General features: G+C 44.2%; 14 protein-coding genes. 10 read left to right on the forward strand and 4 right to left on the reverse strand.

The genetic code is table 11. The annotated features are described in order from the left end of the window. Positions 1–94 precede the first annotated feature (94 nt). The 3 genes from AAGA18_00310 to AAGA18_00320 all read left to right on the forward strand — a co-directional run bounded on the left by AAGA18_00310 (position 95) and on the right by AAGA18_00320 (position 5,496). A complete protein-coding gene (locus tag AAGA18_00310) occupies positions 95–3,874 on the forward strand; it encodes a hydantoinase B/oxoprolinase family protein (protein MEM9443767.1) in 3,780 nt (1,259 codons plus the stop codon). A 140-nt stretch (positions 3,875–4,014) separates the two neighbouring features. Next, on the forward strand, positions 4,015–5,007 hold the full coding sequence (locus AAGA18_00315) for an ABC transporter substrate-binding protein (protein MEM9443768.1): 993 nt from the start codon (positions 4,015–4,017) through the stop codon (positions 5,005–5,007). Between the two features lie 12 nt (positions 5,008–5,019). Beyond that, complete coding sequence (locus tag AAGA18_00320; GenBank protein MEM9443769.1) at positions 5,020–5,496, forward strand: nucleoside deaminase; 477 nt, start codon at positions 5,020–5,022, stop codon at positions 5,494–5,496. Here the strand turns inward: AAGA18_00320 and AAGA18_00325 are convergent. Next, positions 5,472–6,143 (reverse strand): isochorismatase family cysteine hydrolase, encoded by a 672-nt coding sequence (locus AAGA18_00325; GenBank protein ID MEM9443770.1) that lies wholly within the window; start codon positions 6,141–6,143, stop codon positions 5,472–5,474. The genes AAGA18_00320 and AAGA18_00325 overlap by 25 nt on opposite strands. A gap of 26 nt (positions 6,144–6,169) precedes the next feature. On the opposite strand from AAGA18_00325, the gene AAGA18_00330 reads away from it, so the two are divergent. The 4 genes from AAGA18_00330 (at position 6,170) to AAGA18_00345 (ending at position 9,603) form a co-directional block, all read left to right on the forward strand. After that, positions 6,170–7,009: an ABC transporter permease gene (locus AAGA18_00330; protein ID MEM9443771.1), complete on the forward strand. Its 840-nt coding sequence runs from the start codon at positions 6,170–6,172 to the stop codon at positions 7,007–7,009. Further along, positions 7,006–7,839, forward strand: a complete 834-nt coding sequence (locus tag AAGA18_00335; protein MEM9443772.1) for an ABC transporter ATP-binding protein — start codon at positions 7,006–7,008, stop codon at positions 7,837–7,839. Before AAGA18_00330 ends, AAGA18_00335 begins: the two co-directional genes overlap by 4 nt. Before the next feature lie 374 nt (positions 7,840–8,213). Next, positions 8,214–8,864, forward strand: a complete 651-nt coding sequence (locus AAGA18_00340; GenBank protein MEM9443773.1) for a tellurite resistance TerB family protein — start codon at positions 8,214–8,216, stop codon at positions 8,862–8,864. A 304-nt stretch (positions 8,865–9,168) separates the two neighbouring features. Then, positions 9,169–9,603 (forward strand): hypothetical protein, encoded by a 435-nt coding sequence (locus AAGA18_00345; protein ID MEM9443774.1) that lies wholly within the window; start codon positions 9,169–9,171, stop codon positions 9,601–9,603. A 536-nt stretch (positions 9,604–10,139) separates the two neighbouring features. Here the strand turns inward: AAGA18_00345 and AAGA18_00350 are convergent. Together AAGA18_00350 and AAGA18_00355 are read right to left on the reverse strand one after the other, a co-directional pair. Further along, the gene (locus AAGA18_00350; GenBank protein MEM9443775.1) at positions 10,140–10,286 is read right to left on the reverse strand and encodes a hypothetical protein; all 147 of its coding nucleotides are present in this window, start codon (positions 10,284–10,286) and stop codon (positions 10,140–10,142) included. Further along, complete coding sequence (locus AAGA18_00355; GenBank protein MEM9443776.1) at positions 10,283–11,983, reverse strand: sodium-dependent transporter; 1,701 nt, start codon at positions 11,981–11,983, stop codon at positions 10,283–10,285. Before AAGA18_00355 ends, AAGA18_00350 begins: the two co-directional genes overlap by 4 nt. Between AAGA18_00355 and AAGA18_00360 the strand changes: the two genes are divergently transcribed. The 3 genes from AAGA18_00360 to AAGA18_00370 all read left to right on the forward strand — a co-directional run bounded on the left by AAGA18_00360 (position 11,966) and on the right by AAGA18_00370 (position 18,039). Then, a complete protein-coding gene (locus AAGA18_00360; GenBank protein MEM9443777.1) occupies positions 11,966–13,276 on the forward strand; it encodes a bifunctional UDP-3-O-[3-hydroxymyristoyl] N-acetylglucosamine deacetylase/3-hydroxyacyl-ACP dehydratase in 1,311 nt (436 codons plus the stop codon). The two genes, AAGA18_00355 and AAGA18_00360, sit on opposite strands and share 18 nt — an antisense overlap. Before the next feature lie 4 nt (positions 13,277–13,280). Continuing rightward, a complete protein-coding gene (gene lpxA, locus AAGA18_00365) occupies positions 13,281–14,132 on the forward strand; it encodes an acyl-ACP--UDP-N-acetylglucosamine O-acyltransferase (GenBank protein MEM9443778.1) in 852 nt (283 codons plus the stop codon). A gap of 394 nt (positions 14,133–14,526) precedes the next feature. Further along, positions 14,527–18,039 carry an Ig-like domain-containing protein gene (locus AAGA18_00370; protein ID MEM9443779.1) on the forward strand — a complete coding sequence of 1,171 codons (3,513 nt, stop codon included), beginning with the start codon at positions 14,527–14,529 and terminating at the stop codon, positions 18,037–18,039. A 281-nt stretch (positions 18,040–18,320) separates the two neighbouring features. On the opposite strand, the gene AAGA18_00375 is transcribed toward AAGA18_00370, so the two are convergent. Next, positions 18,321–21,122 (reverse strand): S8 family serine peptidase, encoded by a 2,802-nt coding sequence (locus AAGA18_00375; protein ID MEM9443780.1) that lies wholly within the window; start codon positions 21,120–21,122, stop codon positions 18,321–18,323. Positions 21,123–21,363 lie beyond the last annotated feature (241 nt).

Genomic DNA, 21,363 nt, shown 5'->3' on the forward strand with positions numbered 1-21,363 from the left:
TGCGATTTCCTGTCCCGTAATATGATGTTGGTCGCCTTCTCATTTCAATTGGGTAACTAAACGTGTTATGATTTCTCAGATCTGTTAACAGACAATGACGACACCCAACACATGGTCTATCTTTGTTGATACAGGCGGAACATTCACTGACTGTCTTGGACAGGATGTAAATGGGGAATGGCACCGTGCAAAGGTGCTGTCCGATAGTACTTTAAGGGGATCTGTCGAGCGTGTTCTTTCGAAAGAAAGGTTAATCGTAAGCAACTGTGAACATTATCCGGCTTCTGTCCTAGTCGGTATGAGCTTCTGGATTCAAAATGAAGATGGTGATAAAGGCCAGGCAAAAGTTGTTTCTTATAACGCTTCATCCAACACACTCACTTTAGATCACGCTTTGGCAAATGTGACTTCGGGAAGTCTTTTTTCCTTAAGCACACATGAAGAAGCACCTGTCTTAGGTATACGTATTCTCACGAATACTCCCGTTGACCAATCATTCCCTCCAATGGATCTTCGCTTAGCTACAACCAAAGCAACCAACGCATTGCTTGAACACAAGGTTGCTCCAACCGTGCTCTTTATAACCAAGGGTTTTGCTGATCTTCTTATACTAGGAACACAACAAAGGGAGCATCTCTTTAAGTTAAGTAACCAAAACGTACAAGCCCTTTATACAGATGTCATAGAAGTCCCTGAGCGACTTAATTCCAATGGCCAGATTCATCAGGTCATAGATGTTGAAGCCATTGAGCAATTCGCTAAAAAAGCGCTTGATAAGGGCATTAACCATGCAGCCATTTCATTCTTACACAGTTATCTAAATCCTGAACATGAAAAAACCTGCGCGCGTTTTCTAAAAGAACTCGGGTTTGATACCGTGGTAACTTCCTCTGAGCTTTCACAGAAGAGACATTTTCTTGAGAGAACAGAGACTTGTGTGATTGATGCCGTTCTCTCACCTATTATGAACGAGTATTTAGATAACATTATCCAGGTTCTAAGTGATGTTAACTTGCTCATCATGGCGAGTTCAGGTGGATTGGTGAAAAAACAGTCATTTCACCCCAAAGATAGCTTACTAAGTGGGCCTGCTGGAGGTGTTGTCGCTGCTCGTGCAATAGGAAAGCAGTGTCTGGAAGAAAAAATGATCGCTTTCGACATGGGAGGCACTAGCACGGATGTCACACGCATTGACTCCCATACCTATCTTAAGTCGCAATTAAAAATTAATAACCATCGTTTGGTGGCACCTGTTCAACCTATTGAGACAATAGCGGCCGGTGGTGGCTCAATATGTTATTTTAAAAATCAAAAAATCCATGTAGGTCCAGAAAGTGCCTCTGCCAAACCTGGTCCTGCTTGTTATGGATATGGTGGTCCTTTAACGGTCACAGATGTCAATTTGCTCTTAGGCCGCCTTTATCCACCATTACTTCGTTTCCCCATGTCTCTTAAATCTGCTAAAGAGCAGTTCAATAAATTCAAAGAAGTACTTGTAGAAAGCACGGGGACGCTTCCCGAGGATGACGAAACTTTGTCAGGCTTAGTAAGTCTTGCGAATGAGCACATGGCAGGAGCGATTCGCTCTGTTTCCGTTCGAGAAGGTTATGATCCCGCTGATTATGCTTTGCTCGTTTTTGGTGGCGCCGGTGGTCAGCACGCCTGCAGTGTAGCTCAGAAATTAGGCATTCAAAAGATACTCGTCCCCAAGGATGCCGGGCTGCTCAGTGCCATAGGACTAGAAAGCGCTAGGGTAGAGCGTATAGAAACAATGCATACCTATGAGCTACTAGACAAGCTTCTACCTACACTAGATGCGAAGAAACAGGAGCTGATTGATAGAGGTAGAGCAAAGTTGTCCCGAGAAGGCATGGAGGAACATCAGATAATGGTTCAAAGCGCTATTTGTAACCTGAGGCTCGAAGGGCAGGAGTCCACATTGCCTGTAGCTGTCACAGACAGCTTTGCTGAACTTCCAAGACATTTCTCTGATATATATCAAAATACTTTTGGCTATGAACCACGACTTGATCCATTGGAACTGGTATCACTAGAAGTGACCTTGTGTTCTATTCCCATAAAGCAAAGACAGGAAAATTTTGATATAGCTGAGACCAATCATTTTGAACCTGTTGCCTACACAGAAGTATGCTTTGATTCAGGTCGACAACCCGCACCTATCTACAACCGCCAACAAATCCTTTCAGGTGAAAAACTTTCAGGTCCGGCCATCATTGTGGATGCGTTTAGCACACTTTTGGTAGAGCCTGGTTGGCACGCCACTTCTGGTTCAGAAGGAACCCTCAAGCTCGAAGCATATGATACTGATAAATTCCACATGCCAGACCAAAACGAAATAATCATGCTAGAGATTGTTTCAGAGAGATTAGGTCATCTAGTGGAAGAAATGGGGCTCCAACTTCGTCGCACAGCGACATCCACGAATATCAAAGAGCGTTTGGATTTTTCGTGTGCACTTCTTGATTCTATGGGTTATTTGATCGTTAATGCTCCTCATGTCCCCGTGCATCTCGGGGCGCTTGGGATTTGCATGCGGCGAGTTTTAGAGGAGGTGATTTTTAAACCTGGAGATATGATCATTACGAATCACCCGGGCTACGGGGGATCTCACTTGCCAGACGTTACCGTGATTTCTCCAATCTTTGGTAGTCATAACAAGTTGTTGGGATTTTTGGCAAACCGCGCACATCATGCAGAGATAGGAGGCCTTCATCCTGGATCACTTTCCCCGGAAGCGCGGTGCTTACAAGAAGAGGGTGTGATGATTCCTCCAGTCTATTTATTTCAAGAGGGTGTTTCAAAACTAGATGATTTAGAGAAATTGCTCCGTGATGCCCCCCATCCCAGTCGGGCTGTAGAAGATAATCTAGCTGACATCAATGCGCAGATTGCCGCAAATCGAAGAGGTCTGAAGTCGATGAATGAGTTATTAGAACAGTTTGGAGAAAGTGTTCTCCTTAAACATATGGATCAATTGCTCCAGCGCGCTGATCGAGCATTACGTGAATGCCTAAGGAATATTCCCGACAGAGTCTATGAGGACTCAAGGATCTTAGTAGATGATTTAAAACTACAGATCAAAATCAAGAAAGAGGCTGAGACCATTCATTTTGATTTTACTGGCTCGAGCCCTCCGCATTCAGGCAATTTAAATGCTACCTCCGCCATTGTTCAGAGCACTATCATCTATTTTCTTCGCCTGCTCGTTCAGGAAAATATTCCTTTGAATGAAGGATTATTGCGAGCAACCCAATTGATTCTGCCTTGCTCATTTCTCAGCCCTGATTTTTCTGCCGACGCAGTGCCTGCAGTCAGCGCCGGTAATGTGGAAGTCAGTCAACAGCTTATAAACTGTCTGCTCACCGCTATGAAATTCTCAGCCGCTAGTCAAGGCACTATGAACAACCTAACGTTTGGCAATAACCAGTTTAGTTATTATGAAACGATTGGTGGTGGAGCTGGTGGAAGTCATCAAGGACCAGGCGCACATGGCTTACAAACTCATATGACCAATACGGCCATTACTGACCCAGAAATCCTAGAGTCACGTTTCCCCATTCGTTTAGAGCAATACGCTCTTAGAACCCATTCGGGCGGTTCTGGAAAATTTCCTGGAGGGGAGGGTGTCATTCGCCATTTTACCTTCTTAGAACCTTTAGCTGTTTCCATTTTATCCCACGACCGTGATCTGGCTCCAAAAGGCATAGGAGGGAGTGACGGAAAAAAGGGTGCACAGATCTTGATAACAAAAAGCGGTTCCGTTAGTCAATTGCCCTCATTTGCTTTCCGCCAAGTCAACGCGCATGACCAACTGGTCATTAAAACCCCTGGTGGTGGTGGCTACGGAATATAAAACAACGCTCTTTCTGTTTAGGTTTATGCATGCCGCGTCTTTAATGGTCATTAGTCTTACGGGGTTTTAATTTTTTTACATCACGTATGGCTGTTTCGTCTATAACTCAGCATGGCATAAATAGTGCTTCCTTTATCGACATGGAAATTAAAAAAATACACGATAAATTGCCTATAAAAATGAAACTATTCAATCATACCTTTCTAGCTGCATTAGCCTTAATCATCATGACAGTCACTTTGCATGCTGAAGACAAAAAACTAGTCGTAGGACATGACCTTTGGATAGGTTATTCAGGCGCTTTTGTGGCTGATGCCAAAGGTTTTTTCAAAGAGGCTGGTCTAGATGTTGAATTTAAGCAATTCCCAGGCCCGGGGGATACATTGCCCGCGCTTATTTCGGGCAAGTTGGATATTGGACTTACAACATTGCATAACCTAGCTTTAGCCAGTCTTGGTCAAAAAAAGCCCCTCACCTCAATCTATTTATTAGACACTTCAAACGGTGCTGACGCTATTGTCGCAAAGGAAAGTATTAAGTCCGTCAAGGACTTAAAAGGTAAAAAAGTGGCTGCCACTGATGGAGAGATTAATCATATGATGCTTATCGCTGCACTAGATAAACACGGTATGACTCAGGACGATATTGAGTTCGTTAATATGAATGCAGATGATGCAGGTGGAGCTTTTGTTGCTGGGAAACTCGATGCTGCCGTCACATGGGAACCTTGGGTAACTAAAGCAAAATCTGCAGGAGGAAATGTCATTTTCACAAGTGCAGATATTCCTGACACTATTTTAGATTCCGTAGCAGTGACTCCTGAGGTTATGAAGAGCAAAAAAGCCGAGCTGGAGGCCTTTCTAGCTGCCATAGATAAGGGTGTTGCTTATCTAAGAAAAAACGAAAAGGAATCCGCAGAGATTATTGGCAAAGTCTTAGATACCCCCGCGCCTGACATTATTAATATGTTAGCGACAGATAAGATCTATGATATGAAAGAAAACAAAGAGCTGCATGCCTCAGGTAAAGCAAAGGCCTCGCTCGATAAAGTAACCTCCTTCTTAATCAACAAAAAATTAATTAAAGATGCAGAAGGTGCAGAAGCACTATTGACTGATAGCTTTGTTAAGTAATCCGTCGTTCCTATGAATGAAGAGGTGTGGATGAAAGAAGCGTTAAATGAGGCCCAAAAGGGCCTCATTTGCGGAGAACCACCCTTTGGGTGTTTGGTGGTTTCTCCCGCAGGAGACATTGTGGTACGTAGCCATGATAGAGTTATTTCCGACGGAGACATGTCAAGTCATGCAGAGACTATAGCGGTTCGAGAAACCTGTCGTATCGAAGGCACTTGCCAATTAGCTGGCTATCAGCTCGTCACAACGGTAGAGCCTTGTGCCATGTGCTTCACAACCGCCTGGCTAAACGGAATCACACGTATTGTCTATGGGGCAACCATGCAGGAGATCTATGAAATGACAGGTGGACAGCAGCGTGAGATGCCAATTCCTGTTGAGGAGATGAACAAAAGAAGCGGAAATACCGTTGAACTAGTCAGCGGGATACGACGCGAAGAATGTATCGGCATCTTTCAAGCTTATCAATTTCCTCCAAGCTTGAAGTGACGATACGACATTAATAAGGCTCCAATCTCAGCGACAGTTGCCAGATGACCCCAGATACCGCCTTCCACTTCCACCATCTGTTCACAGACGGTGCGGATTGTTCGGTCAAATGTAGAAATGGCATCCTGAATGTAGTAGCAAATAAAGCCATTCTCTGTCGCACTGCGCAACGTAGTGTGGACACAGACATCTGCTGTGACTCCGGCCATCAGAATTTCTTTAACTCTGAGAGCCTGAAGCTGCGTCAGCAAATCTGTATTTCTAAATGCACAATAACCAGCTTTATCGATAACCAGCTCGCCGCTACTCGGGTAAAGTGCTTCAATATGATCGTGCCCTGGCTCGTCACGAATCAACAGGCGCCCCAATGGTCCTTGGCTACCGATTTCGCAACCACCGCGCTGGCTTCTAGCCAGCTTTGCCGGATGGCAGTCGGAAAGGTCAGGAGCATAGCCCTCACGGGTATGAATAATAGGAATGTCGACTTGGCGAGCCATGGTGATAAGCTCAACTGCTGCAGGAAGGATTTCTTGAACCCAGTCCACGCCACCATGTTGATCAGCGTATCCTCCTTGTCCGCAAAAATCTTTTTGAAAATCGATCATCAAGAGAACGGGAGCATGGAGGAGTGGCAGCTTGCGGTCCATCAATTCGGGAAGTTAAGTTCGTGGGTATGAAAGTCAAACCAAAACATGACCGTTTATTAGAATGGTGGCACTCCATTTGGACGTTGCGACGGGATATACCTTGGCAACTATCCCTTCTGCTAACCTGTCTCTCCTTCTTCTTAGTCTTTCTTTGGTATATTTGGAAAAGTGAGTCGGCAGTAGGAAACGTCTCGCAGTCCACCTTCTTTCCAACAATTTCTGAAATCCTAGAGGGCGTGGTCACCATTTTTACAGATGAGGATAGGAAAGTATGGATAGATATGGGAGTGAGTATTAGACGTGTCTTTACAGGATTTCTTTTGGCGGCAGTTATTGCGATTCCAGCAGGGATCTACATGGGGGCATATCGCATTTGGGAGGCCCTTCTTCAGCCTATGGTAGAATTCATACGTTATTTTCCAGTTCCCGCTCTTATCCCCTTGCTAGTCGCTGCGTACGGGGTGGACGAAGAATCGAAAGTTATTCTTATTTTTATTGGGACATTTTTTCAGCTGATTCTTATGGTGAGTGATGAAGTTCGTCGTGTCTCTCAAGAGCTCGTTAAAGTTGCTTACACCATGGGGGCTAATTCTATGGAAGTGCTTTTTAAAGTCTTATTGCCATCCGCTCTGCCCGGGGTTTTCGATGCGTTGCGTCTCTGTCATGGTTGGGCCTGGACTTATGTGGTCGTTGCGGAAATGATCGCTACGAATGAGGGCCTGGGTATTCGCATTATGAAATTTGCTCGATTCGTGCAGATGCCCAAAGTGATTTGCTATCTATTGATTCTTGGCATCATTGGGCTAGCCTTGGATCTTCTTTTCCGTTATCTCAATCAAAAGCTATTTCACTGGGCTAAGTCATGAAGTTAGAAGTGCGCCAAGTTAGTAAAATATATCAAGGACACAAACAGTCGGTAGTTGCCTTAGAGAGCTCCTCCCTCATGATAGAAAGTGGTGAATTTGTCTGTTTTCTTGGACCATCCGGTTGCGGCAAATCGACATTGTTGTCTGTAATAGGAGGCTTAGAGAATCCTACGACTGGGCAAGTGATACTAGGTGGGGAATCTGTACTCGGCCCAACACCAGAAATAGGAATGGTATTCCAGAAGTACACGCTATTCCCCTGGATGACCGTCTTACAAAACGCTTCATTTGGAAAAAGGCTGCAATGTAATGGTGCCAGGGGACAATTGGAGAATGACCGACCTCGAAACATTATGAAAAGAGCAGAAAAGCTACTCGAGATGGTAGGGCTTGCAGAATTTCAGAATGCCTATACCAAAGAACTCTCCGGAGGAATGCAGCAGCGGACTGCTATTGCGCGTGCTTTAGCCAATCGCCCAAAAGTCCTACTCATGGATGAGCCATTCGGTGCCCTGGATTCGCAGACAAGAGAAGAAATGCAAGAAATGCTGCTCCTACTCAGTAGGGTTGAAAAAACGACGGTAATTTTTGTGACCCATGATGTGGAAGAAGCCGTTTTCCTAGGAGACCGCGTCTTTGTTTTTTCGCCCCGGCCAGGTAAAATTATTCGAGAGGAAAAGATTCCTTTTGACAAAGATAGAAAACCGGAGTTGAAGCTATCTGCTCCTTTCTTAACTCTCAAGAGAAGTCTTCTCCATGAGCTACGAAGATCTCAGCCTCCCTCCTTTGACCGAAATAAGCTACTCGAAGCCGTTGAAGCAGATCATTAAATAGGCATTACCTGCGAGTATATTTTTCCTAGATAGAGTAGTGCGATTCGTTTCTAACTCGATGTAGTTCCATGACAGATTGCTGACCTTATTCGCTTTCCGCCAAGTCAAAGCACAGACCCTATTGGTCACCCAACCCGAATGATGGCATAGAGACTAAAAAATCTGCGTAAGATCTTGGCCGCGAGAAGAAGCATAGAGTTTCTTTGAGCTACTACCTTTGGACATATCTTCACCAACTCTCTTCTACTTGAGGGCTCAAGCTTTTATGCCTCTCGTTCCTCATTCATTTCAGCATGCGGGTTAGAACTCCTGTCCGTGGTAGCGATCTATTGGGTTTGTGAATGAAATAATTTGATTTATCTTTAAACATTATGGCCATCGACTCCTTCTTTAAAGATCTCATAAAATCACCTTCTGCCCAAGGCGCTCTAGGTGGTGTCGCGTCCGGGGCTGTTGTCTCGATGCTGATGAATAAAAAAGCTCGTAAGAAGCTTGGAAAAACTATGATGACAGTCGGCGGCACAGCTGCAGTGGCCGGACTCGGCTACTACGCTTACCAAAAATGGCAATCTAATAAATCATCTAGTCTTACTCCTACTCCGGAACCTACCCAAGCCAGTCCAGCTCAGTTATCCCAGCCGATTGAGCATCAAGCACCTCCTCCCTCCTTAGAACCAGGTCTTCAAGTAAAAATCGTGCTTGCCATGATAGCAGCGGCTTCCGCAGACGGTTCCATTGACCGAGAGGAGATGAACAACTTGTTCCAATCAATGAATAGTGCTGAGCTAGGCCCTGAGGAAAAATCGCACCTGACCGCTACTTTAAATAATCCTCCAACCGCACAAGATATTGCAACCTTAGCGACATCGCCTGAAATTGGAGTAGAGCTTTACGCAGCATCGCTTGCGGCTATTGATCTGGATTCGCCGGCCGAAGATTTCTATCTACACCATCTCGCTAAGATGCTCGCACTTGATGAAGATCTCGTTGCTCAGCTTCATACGGACGCTAAAAATGTTTAATGAGGATGTGCGTACTTAGTTGATATTCGTATTTAACCCTGAGTCGAACATGATTTAAATCTTCGCTGCTTATACTTTATATGACAACAGTATGGTATAATTGGAGATAGTTAAAATGATTTGTATCACCCCCTTTACTGTTTGCATGAGGCAATACCTCTGGAATTCAACCCAGCAAAAACAATCGATAGACTTCAAGTCTTTCAATCCAGGTGTGAATGTAGATAATAGCAGATTAACTGCTCGAATCCCTAACTCCGCTAAATCATTATTATAAATTTCTTTAAAATAAGGAACCATATACGTGCGCAAAATACTGGACTGGCTAGCTGAGAACCAAAATAGCAATTGGTATGGAGACAAGGAATTATGGGAAGACCCTCTGGGTAATGACCCAAAACTTTGCAAGACCTCATGCAATATTACCCCAACTCGTATTAACTATATATGGTTTTATGAAACCGAGGAACAGCACGGCTCCTTACAGTTTTCTGATACATCAGCTACCTGGGGAGATACTTGGCACCAATCTAAACCGGTAGAATGCCTTTACCTGCAAAAGTCACAGGGGCTATTTGCCGTAGAGTGTTGCTATGCGGATGCAACTGGGGCTAGTTGGGGATGGAGAATCAACATGTCACAAAGACCAGGCGATACTCTAGTCTTACAAATGACAAATATTGCTCCTTGGGGAGAAGAGGCTAGAGCAGTTAGAATGATATTAAAGGCTAACCCTTAACCCATTTTGTCTTTCTTTAAGCGCCTAGGCTTATTACTTAACCTGCCAATGTCTTATATTATGCTCACATCTTTCCAGAAAGACTTCTCTTTTACATGTTGGCCACCATTTGATTTTCAATCCGCTTCATTTGAGACCAGAGAGTAGCTCTGGATAGAATAGTTTTGTGCATTTTCTAATGAATAGGCTAAAGCATCTCATCTAACCTATCATTCTCTGGTTTCACCGGTCAAAGCCTCAAGAGATCTGTGCCGCATCTTTGCTGATTAGATCCATATCGATATCTAGGGATCAATCCGGCGGAAAATCTATGAATACTTTCATCTTCTGTATAACTCGCTTGCACTGAGGCATGATAAAAGTGGATGTCTCAGTTTAATCCAACAAACTCTAGTTATTTAGCTCAACTGCGAGAAAAGCAGAATCCACGAGCAAGTATCCGTAAGGTCATAGCTCAAGCAGGCTCTATGTTTCTTGAGGCCAAGATCTTGCAAGCAGCTTTAAGTCTTTATCACATCATTCGGATGAAACATCTGCTACTCGTTGGGCAGTTCTGCATCTGTCGGACTATGAATATGATCCTTGGCTTTGGGAGACTGCATCACACGTGCCATGCACCAGCCTAGAAAACATGTTGTTCCGCCTACCGCAGAAATCATAATCAACCAACCTAGCCAACTCATATCTGCACCTCTTCATGACGTTTCTGACTATTCCACCTTCTTACCGACTGTGCAATGAGCAATAAGAACAGAGTGATCACGATGAAGATAAACGCGATAGAAATAGTGGCTACAGTATTGGGAAAAATTTCTGCCTTTAGGCCTTGCCAACCGGCCTTTAATAGAGGACTCACAATCTTACCCCAGATCCAATAGACATAAATCACAATGAGAAATACGGGTGTCACATATTTGAGTATAAACTTCATAAAACTGGGAATAGTGAGTTCGCCACCCTCATGGAGCTCCTTGAAACCCTTCTCAATCCCAAATACCCAACCAAAGAGAACTACCTGGATAGTCGCTAGCGTATAAATACACATGGTTCCTACCCAGGTATCAATCGTATCTAAGGCCAGAGCATCTTTACTAAACCACATAATGAAAGCAGTCCCAATGAGAGTGATGAACCCAAGCATAGCCACGGAACCTTTTCGATTCAGTCCCAAGCCTTCTTCTAAGAAAGCAATCGCCGGCTGGAGCATGGAAAGGGAACTCGTGACCGCTGCTAAAAATAGTAAAAAGAAAAAGATAAAGCCAAAGAGACGTCCTCCTGGCATTGTTTCAAAAACCTCTGGCAAAGCCATAAAGCCCAATCCAAAAGTACTACCCTTGACTTCATTGGTTGCAGCTGCTCCCAGAAATATAAAAGCCGCAGGAATAATGATCATGCCCCCTAGAGCAACTTCACAGAACTCGTTACCCGCTACAGCTGTAGTAGAACTCAATGCGATGTCATCTTTCTTCTTGAGGTAACTTGAATATGTAATGATCACCCCAAAACCTACGGATAGGGAAAAGAAAATCTGTCCCGCAGCTTGTATCCACATTTCATGGTTCAACAAAGAATCCATGAACCCAACTTCTGATTTCAATGGATCCCACATGAAAGCTAAAGCCTGAATGACACTTCGGTCAGGATGGCTGGGATCAGGCGTTCCTAAGGTCAAGACACGTATCAGCAGAATGATTGCACATAAAATAAGCAACGGCATTGCCCAAGAACAAAACCACTCGATCCCTTTTTGAAGTCCCCTGTAAATGAGAATGAAATTAAAAACCACACAAAATAGAAGACACCCCAAAGTCATGTTAATAGTTGTAAATAAAGAGCCGTCTCCAATGATCCCTGTATATTCTTGAAAAAATGACGAATACTTTCCCTCATCATCGCCTATGGTATCAAAGGTGCCCATAAGATAGTGAAGTGCGTAGCCCAAGCACCAGGATTCGATGAAGACATAATACATGTAAATCATGACCGGGACGATAAGCCCCAAAACTGCCAAATAAGGAGCCGATTTATGATTCCAAATGACACGAAAGATGCCGGGCGCTGAATGAAAACCCCGTATGCCCCCGTGTCTTCCCATAGCCCACTCTGCCCAAGCAATTGGCAAACCAACTAACAGCAGCGACAAAAGATAGGGTACCATAAAGGCTGCAGTGTTATACTGCGAGGCCAACCCAGGGAAGCGAAGAAAGTTACCTAGACCTACCGCACTACCTGTCACGGCTAAAATCACACCTACCCGAGTGCCCCATCCTTCATAATTACGTTTATCAGCCACTATACGATTGATAGAGGATGAAGCCACTTCTTGCCAATCCTCTTTTTTTCGTGCTAATAACTTGAGAGCATGGCGATTACTTATCAAAGAACCTTAAAGAAAGAGGCCTCCCTAGTTGGCACCTCACTACATACTGGAAAAAAAGTTAATATCACGATTAGACCGGCGCCAGCTGATACTGGGATTATTTTCAGGCGCAAGGATATACCCGATGAACCCACTGTGGTGGCACATGTTGATCACATCAACCAGGTAGAACGAGCCACGACGCTAAGTGTAGGAGGAGTCAAGATCCATACCGTCGAGCATTTACTCTCTGCTTGCCGGGGGCTTCAGGTAGATAATGTTTTTATCGACATAGATTCTAGTGAGCCCCCTATTGGCGACGGTAGCTCAGAACCCTTTGTGCTTCTCATTGAGAAAGCAGGAACTACTGAACTTGAAGTGCCCAGGAACTATTTCGAAATACGCAACCCTATTCACGTTTCCGACAAAAATGGCGGGTATATCTCGATCTTTCCGCATAACGGATTCCGTATTTCCTGCACAAACGCCAACCACAAAGGAATTTTCACGCAATATAAAAGTCTTGATATCACGCCACAGAGCTACAAGGAAGAATTATGCCGTGCCCGAACCTTTGTATTCTATGAGGAAGTCGAGCCACTCATGGAAAAGGGGCTTATCAAGGGAGGAAGTCTAGAGAATGCGGTAGTGATCCGGGAAAAAAGTATTCTCAGTAAAGACCCCTTGCGTTATGAGGATGAGTTCGTTCGGCACAAAATCTTAGACATCATAGGGGATATCAGTCTCTTTCCCATACCTATTAAAGGGCACATCATGGCTGCCAAGCCCAGTCACAAACTAAATGCTCAGTTTACAGCACTACTTGCCCAGGAATATAAGAATTACCTTGCCACCCTAATGCCTGAAACACATATACCTGTGGGCGAGAGCGCTCTGGATGTCGAGCAAGTAATGAAAATCCTACCGCATCGCTACCCTTTCCTCATGGTGGACAGAGTTCTAAAATTTGAGGGAGATTCCAAGGCAGTAGGGCTAAAAACCGTCACCATTAACGAACCATATTTTCAGGGACATTTTCCTCAAATGCCTGTCATGCCTGGTGTTTTACAGATTGAAGCCATGGCGCAAGTCTCTAGTATCCTACTATTGCGTAAAGCGGAGAATGCTGGAAAAATAGGATTTTTTATGAGTGCGGATAAAATAAAATTTAGAAAAATGGTTAAGCCAGGAGATGTGTTAATCATTTATGTAGAGCTTACCAAATTTAGGGGTAAAATAGGCAAAGCGGTAGGAAAGTGCACAGTAAATGACGAGCTGGTATCTGAGGCCGAGCTCATGTTTGCTATTCAATAAAAACATGGAAAATCCATACTCCACAACCACGCTTGAATCCACGGCAAAAAATGATAAGGACTCAACAGTAAGGGACCCACGCCCCGTGTCGTTTCACTCTACAGCCATTATATCTCCCAAAGCACAAGTCGATCCAAGCTGCATAATAGGTCCATATTGTGTCATAGGGCCAGAGGTTAACCTAGCTCCAGGCAACGAATTAATCAGCCATGTAACCCTCCAAGGGCCTTCTACCATTGGCCCTAATAACACTTTTCACCCCTATGCTTCTGTCGGTAGCCGAACTCAAGATCTAAAATACCGTGGTGAGCCCACCTACCTAGAGATTGGAGAAGGTAATACCTTCCGAGAGAGCTGCACTATTAACCGTGGCACTGGGGCTGGAGAAAAGACTATCATAGGTAATCACAACCATTTTCTCGCTTATGCTCACGTAGCTCACAATTGCCAGGTAGGGGACCATTGCGTCTTTTCTAATAACGGCACGCTGGCCGGTCACGTGATCGTTGGTGATTATGCAGTAATCGGCGGACTCAGCGCGGTGCATCAGTTTTGTAGAGTCGGGGAGCATGCCATGATAGGTGGATGCGCTAAAATTGTTCAGGATGTGCCTCCTTTCCTAGTTGCTGATGGCAACCCAGCAGATATTCGAGCTGTTAACATCGTCGGACTGCAAAGACGGGGTTATACAGAAGAAGTCATCCGGGACCTTAAGGCTGCCCATAAAACTCTTTACAACCGGGAACTAAATACCTCCCAAGCTTTAGAAGAGCTGGAGAGGGAACTCAGTCATGTGAAGGAAGTTCACCATTTAGTTGAGTTCGTGCGCAACTCCCAACGAGGCGTCATTCGTTAAAGCCGGAAGCATGTGCCGATTTTCTCGGCGCCACGCTCTTTCCCCTGTCTACCGAGACATTCTCTAATTAATAGGGCAGCAGTGCCTAATCCAATTTCTCATTCTTTTTCTTTCACCCACGAAAGCCTCTAATGATCTCTGTAATGCTTTGGTGCTTGGCTCCGTGTTGATTCAGGGAACCAGGAACCAATCCTGCCAAAGACTTCAATCCCCGGATAGCCCAACTGAACGGAAGTATGACAAAAATGCTCTAGATATTCATATCTTATAAATTATTGTTGAAATAATATAATTTTTAGCCAACTATTATGCGTTGAAACGTTTGCTTATATATCATATAGTGCGATTGTGTTTATTTGATATAGATGTATTAATCTAACAAGGAAAGATATCTATGAAGAAAGAATTAAATAAATGGCGAACTAGCTATTCGATACAACAACTACTTACTCATGTGCCCTGCCTTGTGTTAGTTTTATCATTAAACTTGATAGCTCTGCCAGTACAGGCGCAGACCATCTCCGTAAAGGGAGAACTCAGGCGCTGGCACAAGATTACCTTGGAGCTTGATGGCCCTTCGACCACTGAAACAGCATCCCCTAACCCATTTATGGATTATCGAATGTTGGTTATTTTCACTCACACTGCTAGCGGCTTGAGTTATACGGTTCCTGGTTACTTTGCAGCAGACGGAAATGCAGCGAACACCTCTGCTACTAGTGGCAGCAAATGGCATGCTCATCTTTCACCAGATGATGTTGGTCAATGGGTTTATGAAGTTCGTTTTAGACAAGGGACAGATGTAGCCGTTGCCTCAGGAGTTGATGCTGGTAATGCTGTAGCTAAATACAATGGTCTTAGCGGCTCTTTCAGAATTAAAGAAACAAATAAGAGTGGAAGCGATTTCCGAGGCCGAGGACGTCTTAATTATGTGAATAAACATTACCTGCAGTTTGCAGGCAGCGGGAAATACTTTATCAAGTCTGGAGCTGATTCTCCCGAAAATCTGTTGGCTTATAATGATTTTGATGACACTCCCAACGATCCCAAAATCAACTCCAATCTGCGCAAGTCATGGGCCCCACACGCTCAAGACTACGATGCAACCGATGCATCGGACTACACATGGACAGACCCAAATACGGGTGAACTCCAAGGAACGGAGCTACTGGGAGCACTTCGCTACTTAAGTGAGATGGAAGGTCTAAATTCTTTTTCTTTTCTTACTTTTAATTTAGACGGAGATGATGACAACGTATTTCCCCATCTATTAAGAAGAGACGTGGCAGCCTATGAATCAATCCCTGACGATCCGGTAGAAGATGCGGGCGGAGAGTTGCCCACAACTGGGCGCTGGGCCAATAAGAAAAAAGGTGTGTACCATGATCGCTTCGATGTGTCCAAGATGGCTCAGTGGGAAAAGATCATGTCTTATGCAGACAAAAAGGGCATGTTCATGGACATTAAAACCCAAGAAACGGAGAATGATCGAAAGATGGATGGCGGAGACTTAGGTCGTGAAAGAAAGCTCTACTACCGTGAATTGATCGCTCGCTTTGGCCATCACTTAGGTTTGCAATGGAATCTTGGTGAGGAAAATGATTTATTTCGCGAGTTAGATGACCCAGGCCAAACTCGCGTAAAAGCATACACGCAATACTTCAAGGATAATGATCCTTACAATCACCTTGTCAGCATACATTCTTACCCCAACAAGAGATCAAAGGATCCGGTGTATAAACCTCTCCTAGGCAATCAATCAGAATTGACCGGTGCAGCCCTACAGACAGGCAAAGCGGATTTTTCAGACGTCTTTGACGATGTTAAAAACTGGATAGACCAATCTAGCAAGGCTGAAAGGCCTTGGGTCGTTTTTTGTGACGAGCCTGGCGATGCTAGTGAAGCATTAAGACCTGACGTAAATCCAGGAAACTCGCACGAGAATGGCCGCAAGAATGTTATCTGGGGTTCCATTATGGCAGGAGGAGCAGGCGCTAATTTTTATTTTGGTTATGAATATGAAGAATCTGATCTGACCTGCCAGGACTGGCGCAGCCGTGATAATTTTTGGGATTACTGCCGCTATATGCTGCAATTTTTTGAAAACTATGACATCCCCCTGCAAGATATGAGTAATGATAATTCCCTAACCAGTCACTCAAAAAGTTGGTGCCTAGCCAAAACGGGTGACACGTACCTAATTTACCTGAAAAACGGTGGCTCTACTTCCATCAACCTATCGGATGTCAACGGAACTTATAATGTCAATTGGTATGACCCACGCAATGGAGGAGCATTGCAACAGACTTCTACTGCGCAAGTCAACGGCGGTGGAAATCGCAACCTGGGAAGAGCTCCCAACAGCACTAACCAAGATTGGGTTATCCTTATTCAAAATTCTGCCATCTCAACAAATAACCTACCCTCGGTTGCCTTTAGCGAGGCCTCTAGTCTTACTCTTGATGAGGGATATACAAACATTTTCATCGAAGCAGAAGCTTCTGACTCTGACGGTATCATAACTAATGTTCAACTTTACCTGGATGGAGATTTGATCCGAGTGGACAGAAAATCAAAATACAGGTGGAATCAGAATAATAGTCCCGGGTTGCTTGAGCTGGCTGCTGGCAGCTATGTATTAACCCTAATCGCAGAGGATGATGATCAAGCAACCAGCATAGCAACCGCGACACTAACCGTTATGGGGTCCGCAGGCAACATGCCACCTACTGTTGATTTTAATAAGAATTCAACCCTTATGCTCACGAAAGGTTACAGCGAGATTCTTATCCGAGCTAATGCATCAGATTCAGATGGAAGCGTTGATTATGTTCAATTATATATCAACCAAAATTTTGTCGGGGAGGACAATACAGGACCTTACAAATGGACTCAGAATACAAATCCCGAATGGCTACTTGGTCTAGCCGCAGGCACATATGATTTGACACTCGTTGTAGGTGATGATCAAGGTTCTACGGCTCAGGAAGTTGCCACTCTGACCGTCGAGTCGGAACAAGGAGGGGCGAGCGAGCCCATCCTTTATGAAGCAGAGGGCCCCGAAGTAACTACCTCTGAACCCCTGTTAAATAATGCAACAGGCTTCAGTGGAACAGGCTTTATTGATTTTTATGGAAAAGGTTTTATCGAATGGACGGTTCTTGCAAGTGAGAACCTTGCCGCAGATATCCGTTGGCGTTATTCCCTTAGATCTGGAAACAGGCCACTCAGGGTTCTGGTCAATTCACTGGAGGTTAGCCCTAGTTTAGATTTCCCAGCTACAGGAAGTAGGAGCACTTGGAGTGAGACACCAGCCTTAGCAGTCAACCTCCTTTCTGGAAGTAATACGATCAGAATAGAGGATACAGGCTCAAGTGGGCCAAATATTGATTACCTTAGGGTCCTCACTCTAGGTGAGCCCATTGACCTGCCCAACGATTTGACCATGACCTTAGAGGATGATGTTTTTACTGAAGACGGCCAAGCCATTAATGATAATTCCATAAGGCTAGAAAACAGTAGCCGTGCTAGAGTTGCATATCTCAAATTTAATATTGGTGGCTTAACTGGCCCTCCAGCATCAGCCATTCTCCAACTCGAGATCATAGACAGCGGGAATGGTACTATCCGAGCTTTCCTTGGTGAAGACACTTCGTGGAGCGAAGAAAATCTAGGAGGATTAAAGTCCTCTCCGCCTTTGGCCGTTAGTGAAATCACTTCTATCAACGGCCCTTACATCATGGGAAATATCCTGGCATTAGACGTAACGAATGCCATCTCAGGAAATGGCGATGTGACCCTTATCCTAACTCAAGATCCTACTAGCTCTAGCAATGACGTTGGCTTTGCCTCAAAAGAAGGCTCTTCTTCTGGTGTGCAAGCGCCGAAGTTAGTCATCATCCAATAAACGTCCTCATTGAAATAAAGAAGCTCCGCTTTTTTGCACAGCGGAGCCTCTGCTTTAAAGTCAGACCATATTATAGAGACTTGGTTACCCGCGTACTTCACGACAAGGTACCTCTTGCTTTAGAAGTCCCTTTGTTAGCACTTACCCTATGACTCACCCCTAAATTAAGACAGTGTCTCAAAAGTTGAACGAGCTGAGTGTATGCTTGAGCTCCAAGAGCTCTAAGCTAAACCATCCAGTTGAGTTTATCGCTGAAGATTACTTGTCTTATGATCTCCAATTCATTTCACCCTCAGCTTGGCAAATGCCTCAGCAGTGGCACCATCATTGTCTACAACGATGAATTTTAATTGGTATGTTCCTACTGGCAAGCCAAGTAGTCTAGCACCATTATTACCATTCCAAAAGTACTCGCGTTCATTCTGTTCTCCGACGAAGAGTCCATCTATATAAAGCCTCACGGCCGTTATTTGACCATCCGAGTCAGAAGCTTTTGCTTTGATCTCTAAATCCGTGGGCTTGTAGGGCTTTTTTACCCTTAGCTTTGATGAGCCTGCAAAGGAAACCATTGGGGGCTGGTTGACTGCGTTGACATTAAGTTTGACTAATGCCTCTGCTAAAGCGCCTTCATTATCAGTGGCCATAAGTTTCAACTCATAAGTTCCTTCCGGCAAACCTCGTAGTGCAAGGTTACTCTGATTCCACCTGTATGCTTTTTGTGTCTGTTTGCCCAGTGATTCTCCATCTAAAAAGAGTTCCACATAGCTGATACTCCCATCAGGATCACTAGCTTTTGCCTCTATGTTAATCAAACTATACCCTTCATCTATTTCTAGGTCAGAGGAAGCTCTCTTAAAAGAAACGATTGGGAGTTCATTTCCTGTTGGATTTACGACAGCTAACTCTATGGGCAACTGAGTTTCAATGGTATCATTAGCATCGTCCCAACTAAAAACAATGGCTGCTGTGTAGGCTCCGGAAGTGAGACTTGCAGCATCCAGAGTAAGCGTTATTTCTTGAATACCCCCTCGCCGAATCTTTCCCTTGAAAGAGGACAAGTCGATCCATTCTGATACACTACTTGTAGTGGAACCGAACGGCGCTATGGAGGCATTCCAAGTCAGTCTCTTCGATCCTTTATTATCCAATGTGATTACCTGGCTACTTTGATCCCCAAGATTTAAAGTGGCTGCGATAGTGGATGGGGTAATTTCCAAATCTGCTTTTTGAAGAGAGAAGTTAACACCGCTCTTGTTGGGGGGCACTCTTAAAGAGCGTGATGCACTTTGAATAAATCCATCAGCATATACGATTATCGAATACTTTCCCTTGGTGAGATCAAGGGAATAAGTTCCATCAGCCAGAGTGGTTGTCGATCCGCTACTAGGGCCAGAATATTCAACAACTGCACCTGATATAGGTGTTGCGTTTTCTGTAGCGATAACTTTTCCTTTGATGAAGAACGTGGGCTGCTCACCTATGTTGGATAAAGAGTTGTAAGCATTGAGACGTCCTCCAGTAACGGTCACACCATCCAGATCTGGAAGAGGATCAACATGATCCATGACTAGAGCTTTCACTTGATCGTAAGGCATATCAGGAGCAACTGATAGTATAAGAGCACAAACCCCTGTGACATGAGGCGTAGCCATTGATGTTCCGCTTTTATAGCCATAGTCATTATCAGGTTCTGTGCTATAGATGCTTGAGCCAGGCGCCCCTAAATCTACACTCTTTGCACCATAGTTAGAAAACGATGATCGATTATCATATCTATCTGTCGCAGCTACAGAGATGATATTATCCAGGTCAAAACTTGCTGGGTAAATCGGAAATGTATCATTATCATTGTTGTCGTTACCTGCTGCAGCCACAAATAGAATGCCGAGCGCTTGAGCTTCTTGAATAGCGCTCTTGATAAAGCCAGATCCAAAAACAGTAAGCCATGAGTTCGAAGTTAAATCCACATTCATTAAATTAGAATAGCTGATACAGTCTGTGGCATCTGAAAGAGGTCCTACATTTTGTGAATTAAGAAACTTTAATGCCATTAGTGAAACATCCCAACAAACACCTGTTACTCCTCGATTATTATCCCCAACAGCCCCTATGGTACCGGCACAATGGGTTCCATGGCTTTCGTCATCAAAAGGATCAGCGTCATCATTATAAAAATCCCACCCATAAACGTCATCAATGAATCCATTACCATCGTCGTCTATACCATTTTTCGGTATTTCTCCTGGATTCCGCCACATGTTATCCGACAAATCCGGATGGTTATAATCAATCCCTGAATCAATCACACCTACCACCACATTTTTACTACCCGTCGCCATTTCCCATGCTTCTGGAGCGTCGATATCTGCATCCACCATCCCTCCAGTCTGTCCCGTGTTGTTTAGACCCCAGAGTTCTGCGTAGTTAAGGTCGTCAGGAGTAGCAGTTGAGTGAACAAGATAATCTGCCTCAGCAATGACTATTTCTTGCTGTTTATTGGGATCTAAGGCACCAAGTAGCCGATCTTGAGAATCGAGACTTGGATTGATGTCTCCTACCAAATAGCTATTGGGGGTAAACATCTTTCTACGAATTTGATATCCGTGTTCGGCGGCCATATGTCGCACCTCCGCTTCTTTTAATCTAGGATCGACTTGGACTATAATATGATCCGCTACAGAAGCCCACTCAGCTAAAACAACTTCCGTCCCTTGCTCTACTGTTTGCTCTACTTTAATCAGTGGGTATTTAAAGGTAGTCTGGTACAGTAAGGACCTTTTGATTTGTGGGGAGTGCGGATCTTGTTCCTCACGGCTTTGTATGAGTGTGGCATTATGGATCATTCTTTGTAATGCAGGTTCTTGAATGGGAGTGATCGAGGAATGCGCAGTCTGTCTTGGCATCTGACGGACGTCCTTAACTTTAGAAGACGACGATAAACTTGTAACGAGATCTTCTTTCACGATTTTTAGATTACTTTTAGTAGAACTTTGCTTACTGTTTATAAAGGTATTCAAGGCCAGTAATACGAAGAGTGTCACCAAAAAGACAATGACATATAAAGATACGTTCGGTTTTTTCATCTGTAATTTATCTAAAAATATATGTTAGAAGTTTTAAGCATTAGTATAGAATGCTGGAGCTGTAAGACATATGACAACTTTAAATCTTATGCGAAACATCTTGTTGCACTCAAGCTTTTAGGCATCTCTATAAATTTCTAATCCATTGTTTTGGTTGACAGATAGGATACGAAGTTCCCAGATCAAATGGCGACCGTATTAAATTGGCCAATGGGATGATGAGATTAATTTCAGGCAAGGA

It is taken from the genome of Verrucomicrobiota bacterium (assembly GCA_039192515.1).
Taxonomy (GTDB): domain Bacteria; phylum Verrucomicrobiota; class Verrucomicrobiia; order Methylacidiphilales; family JBCCWR01; genus JBCCWR01.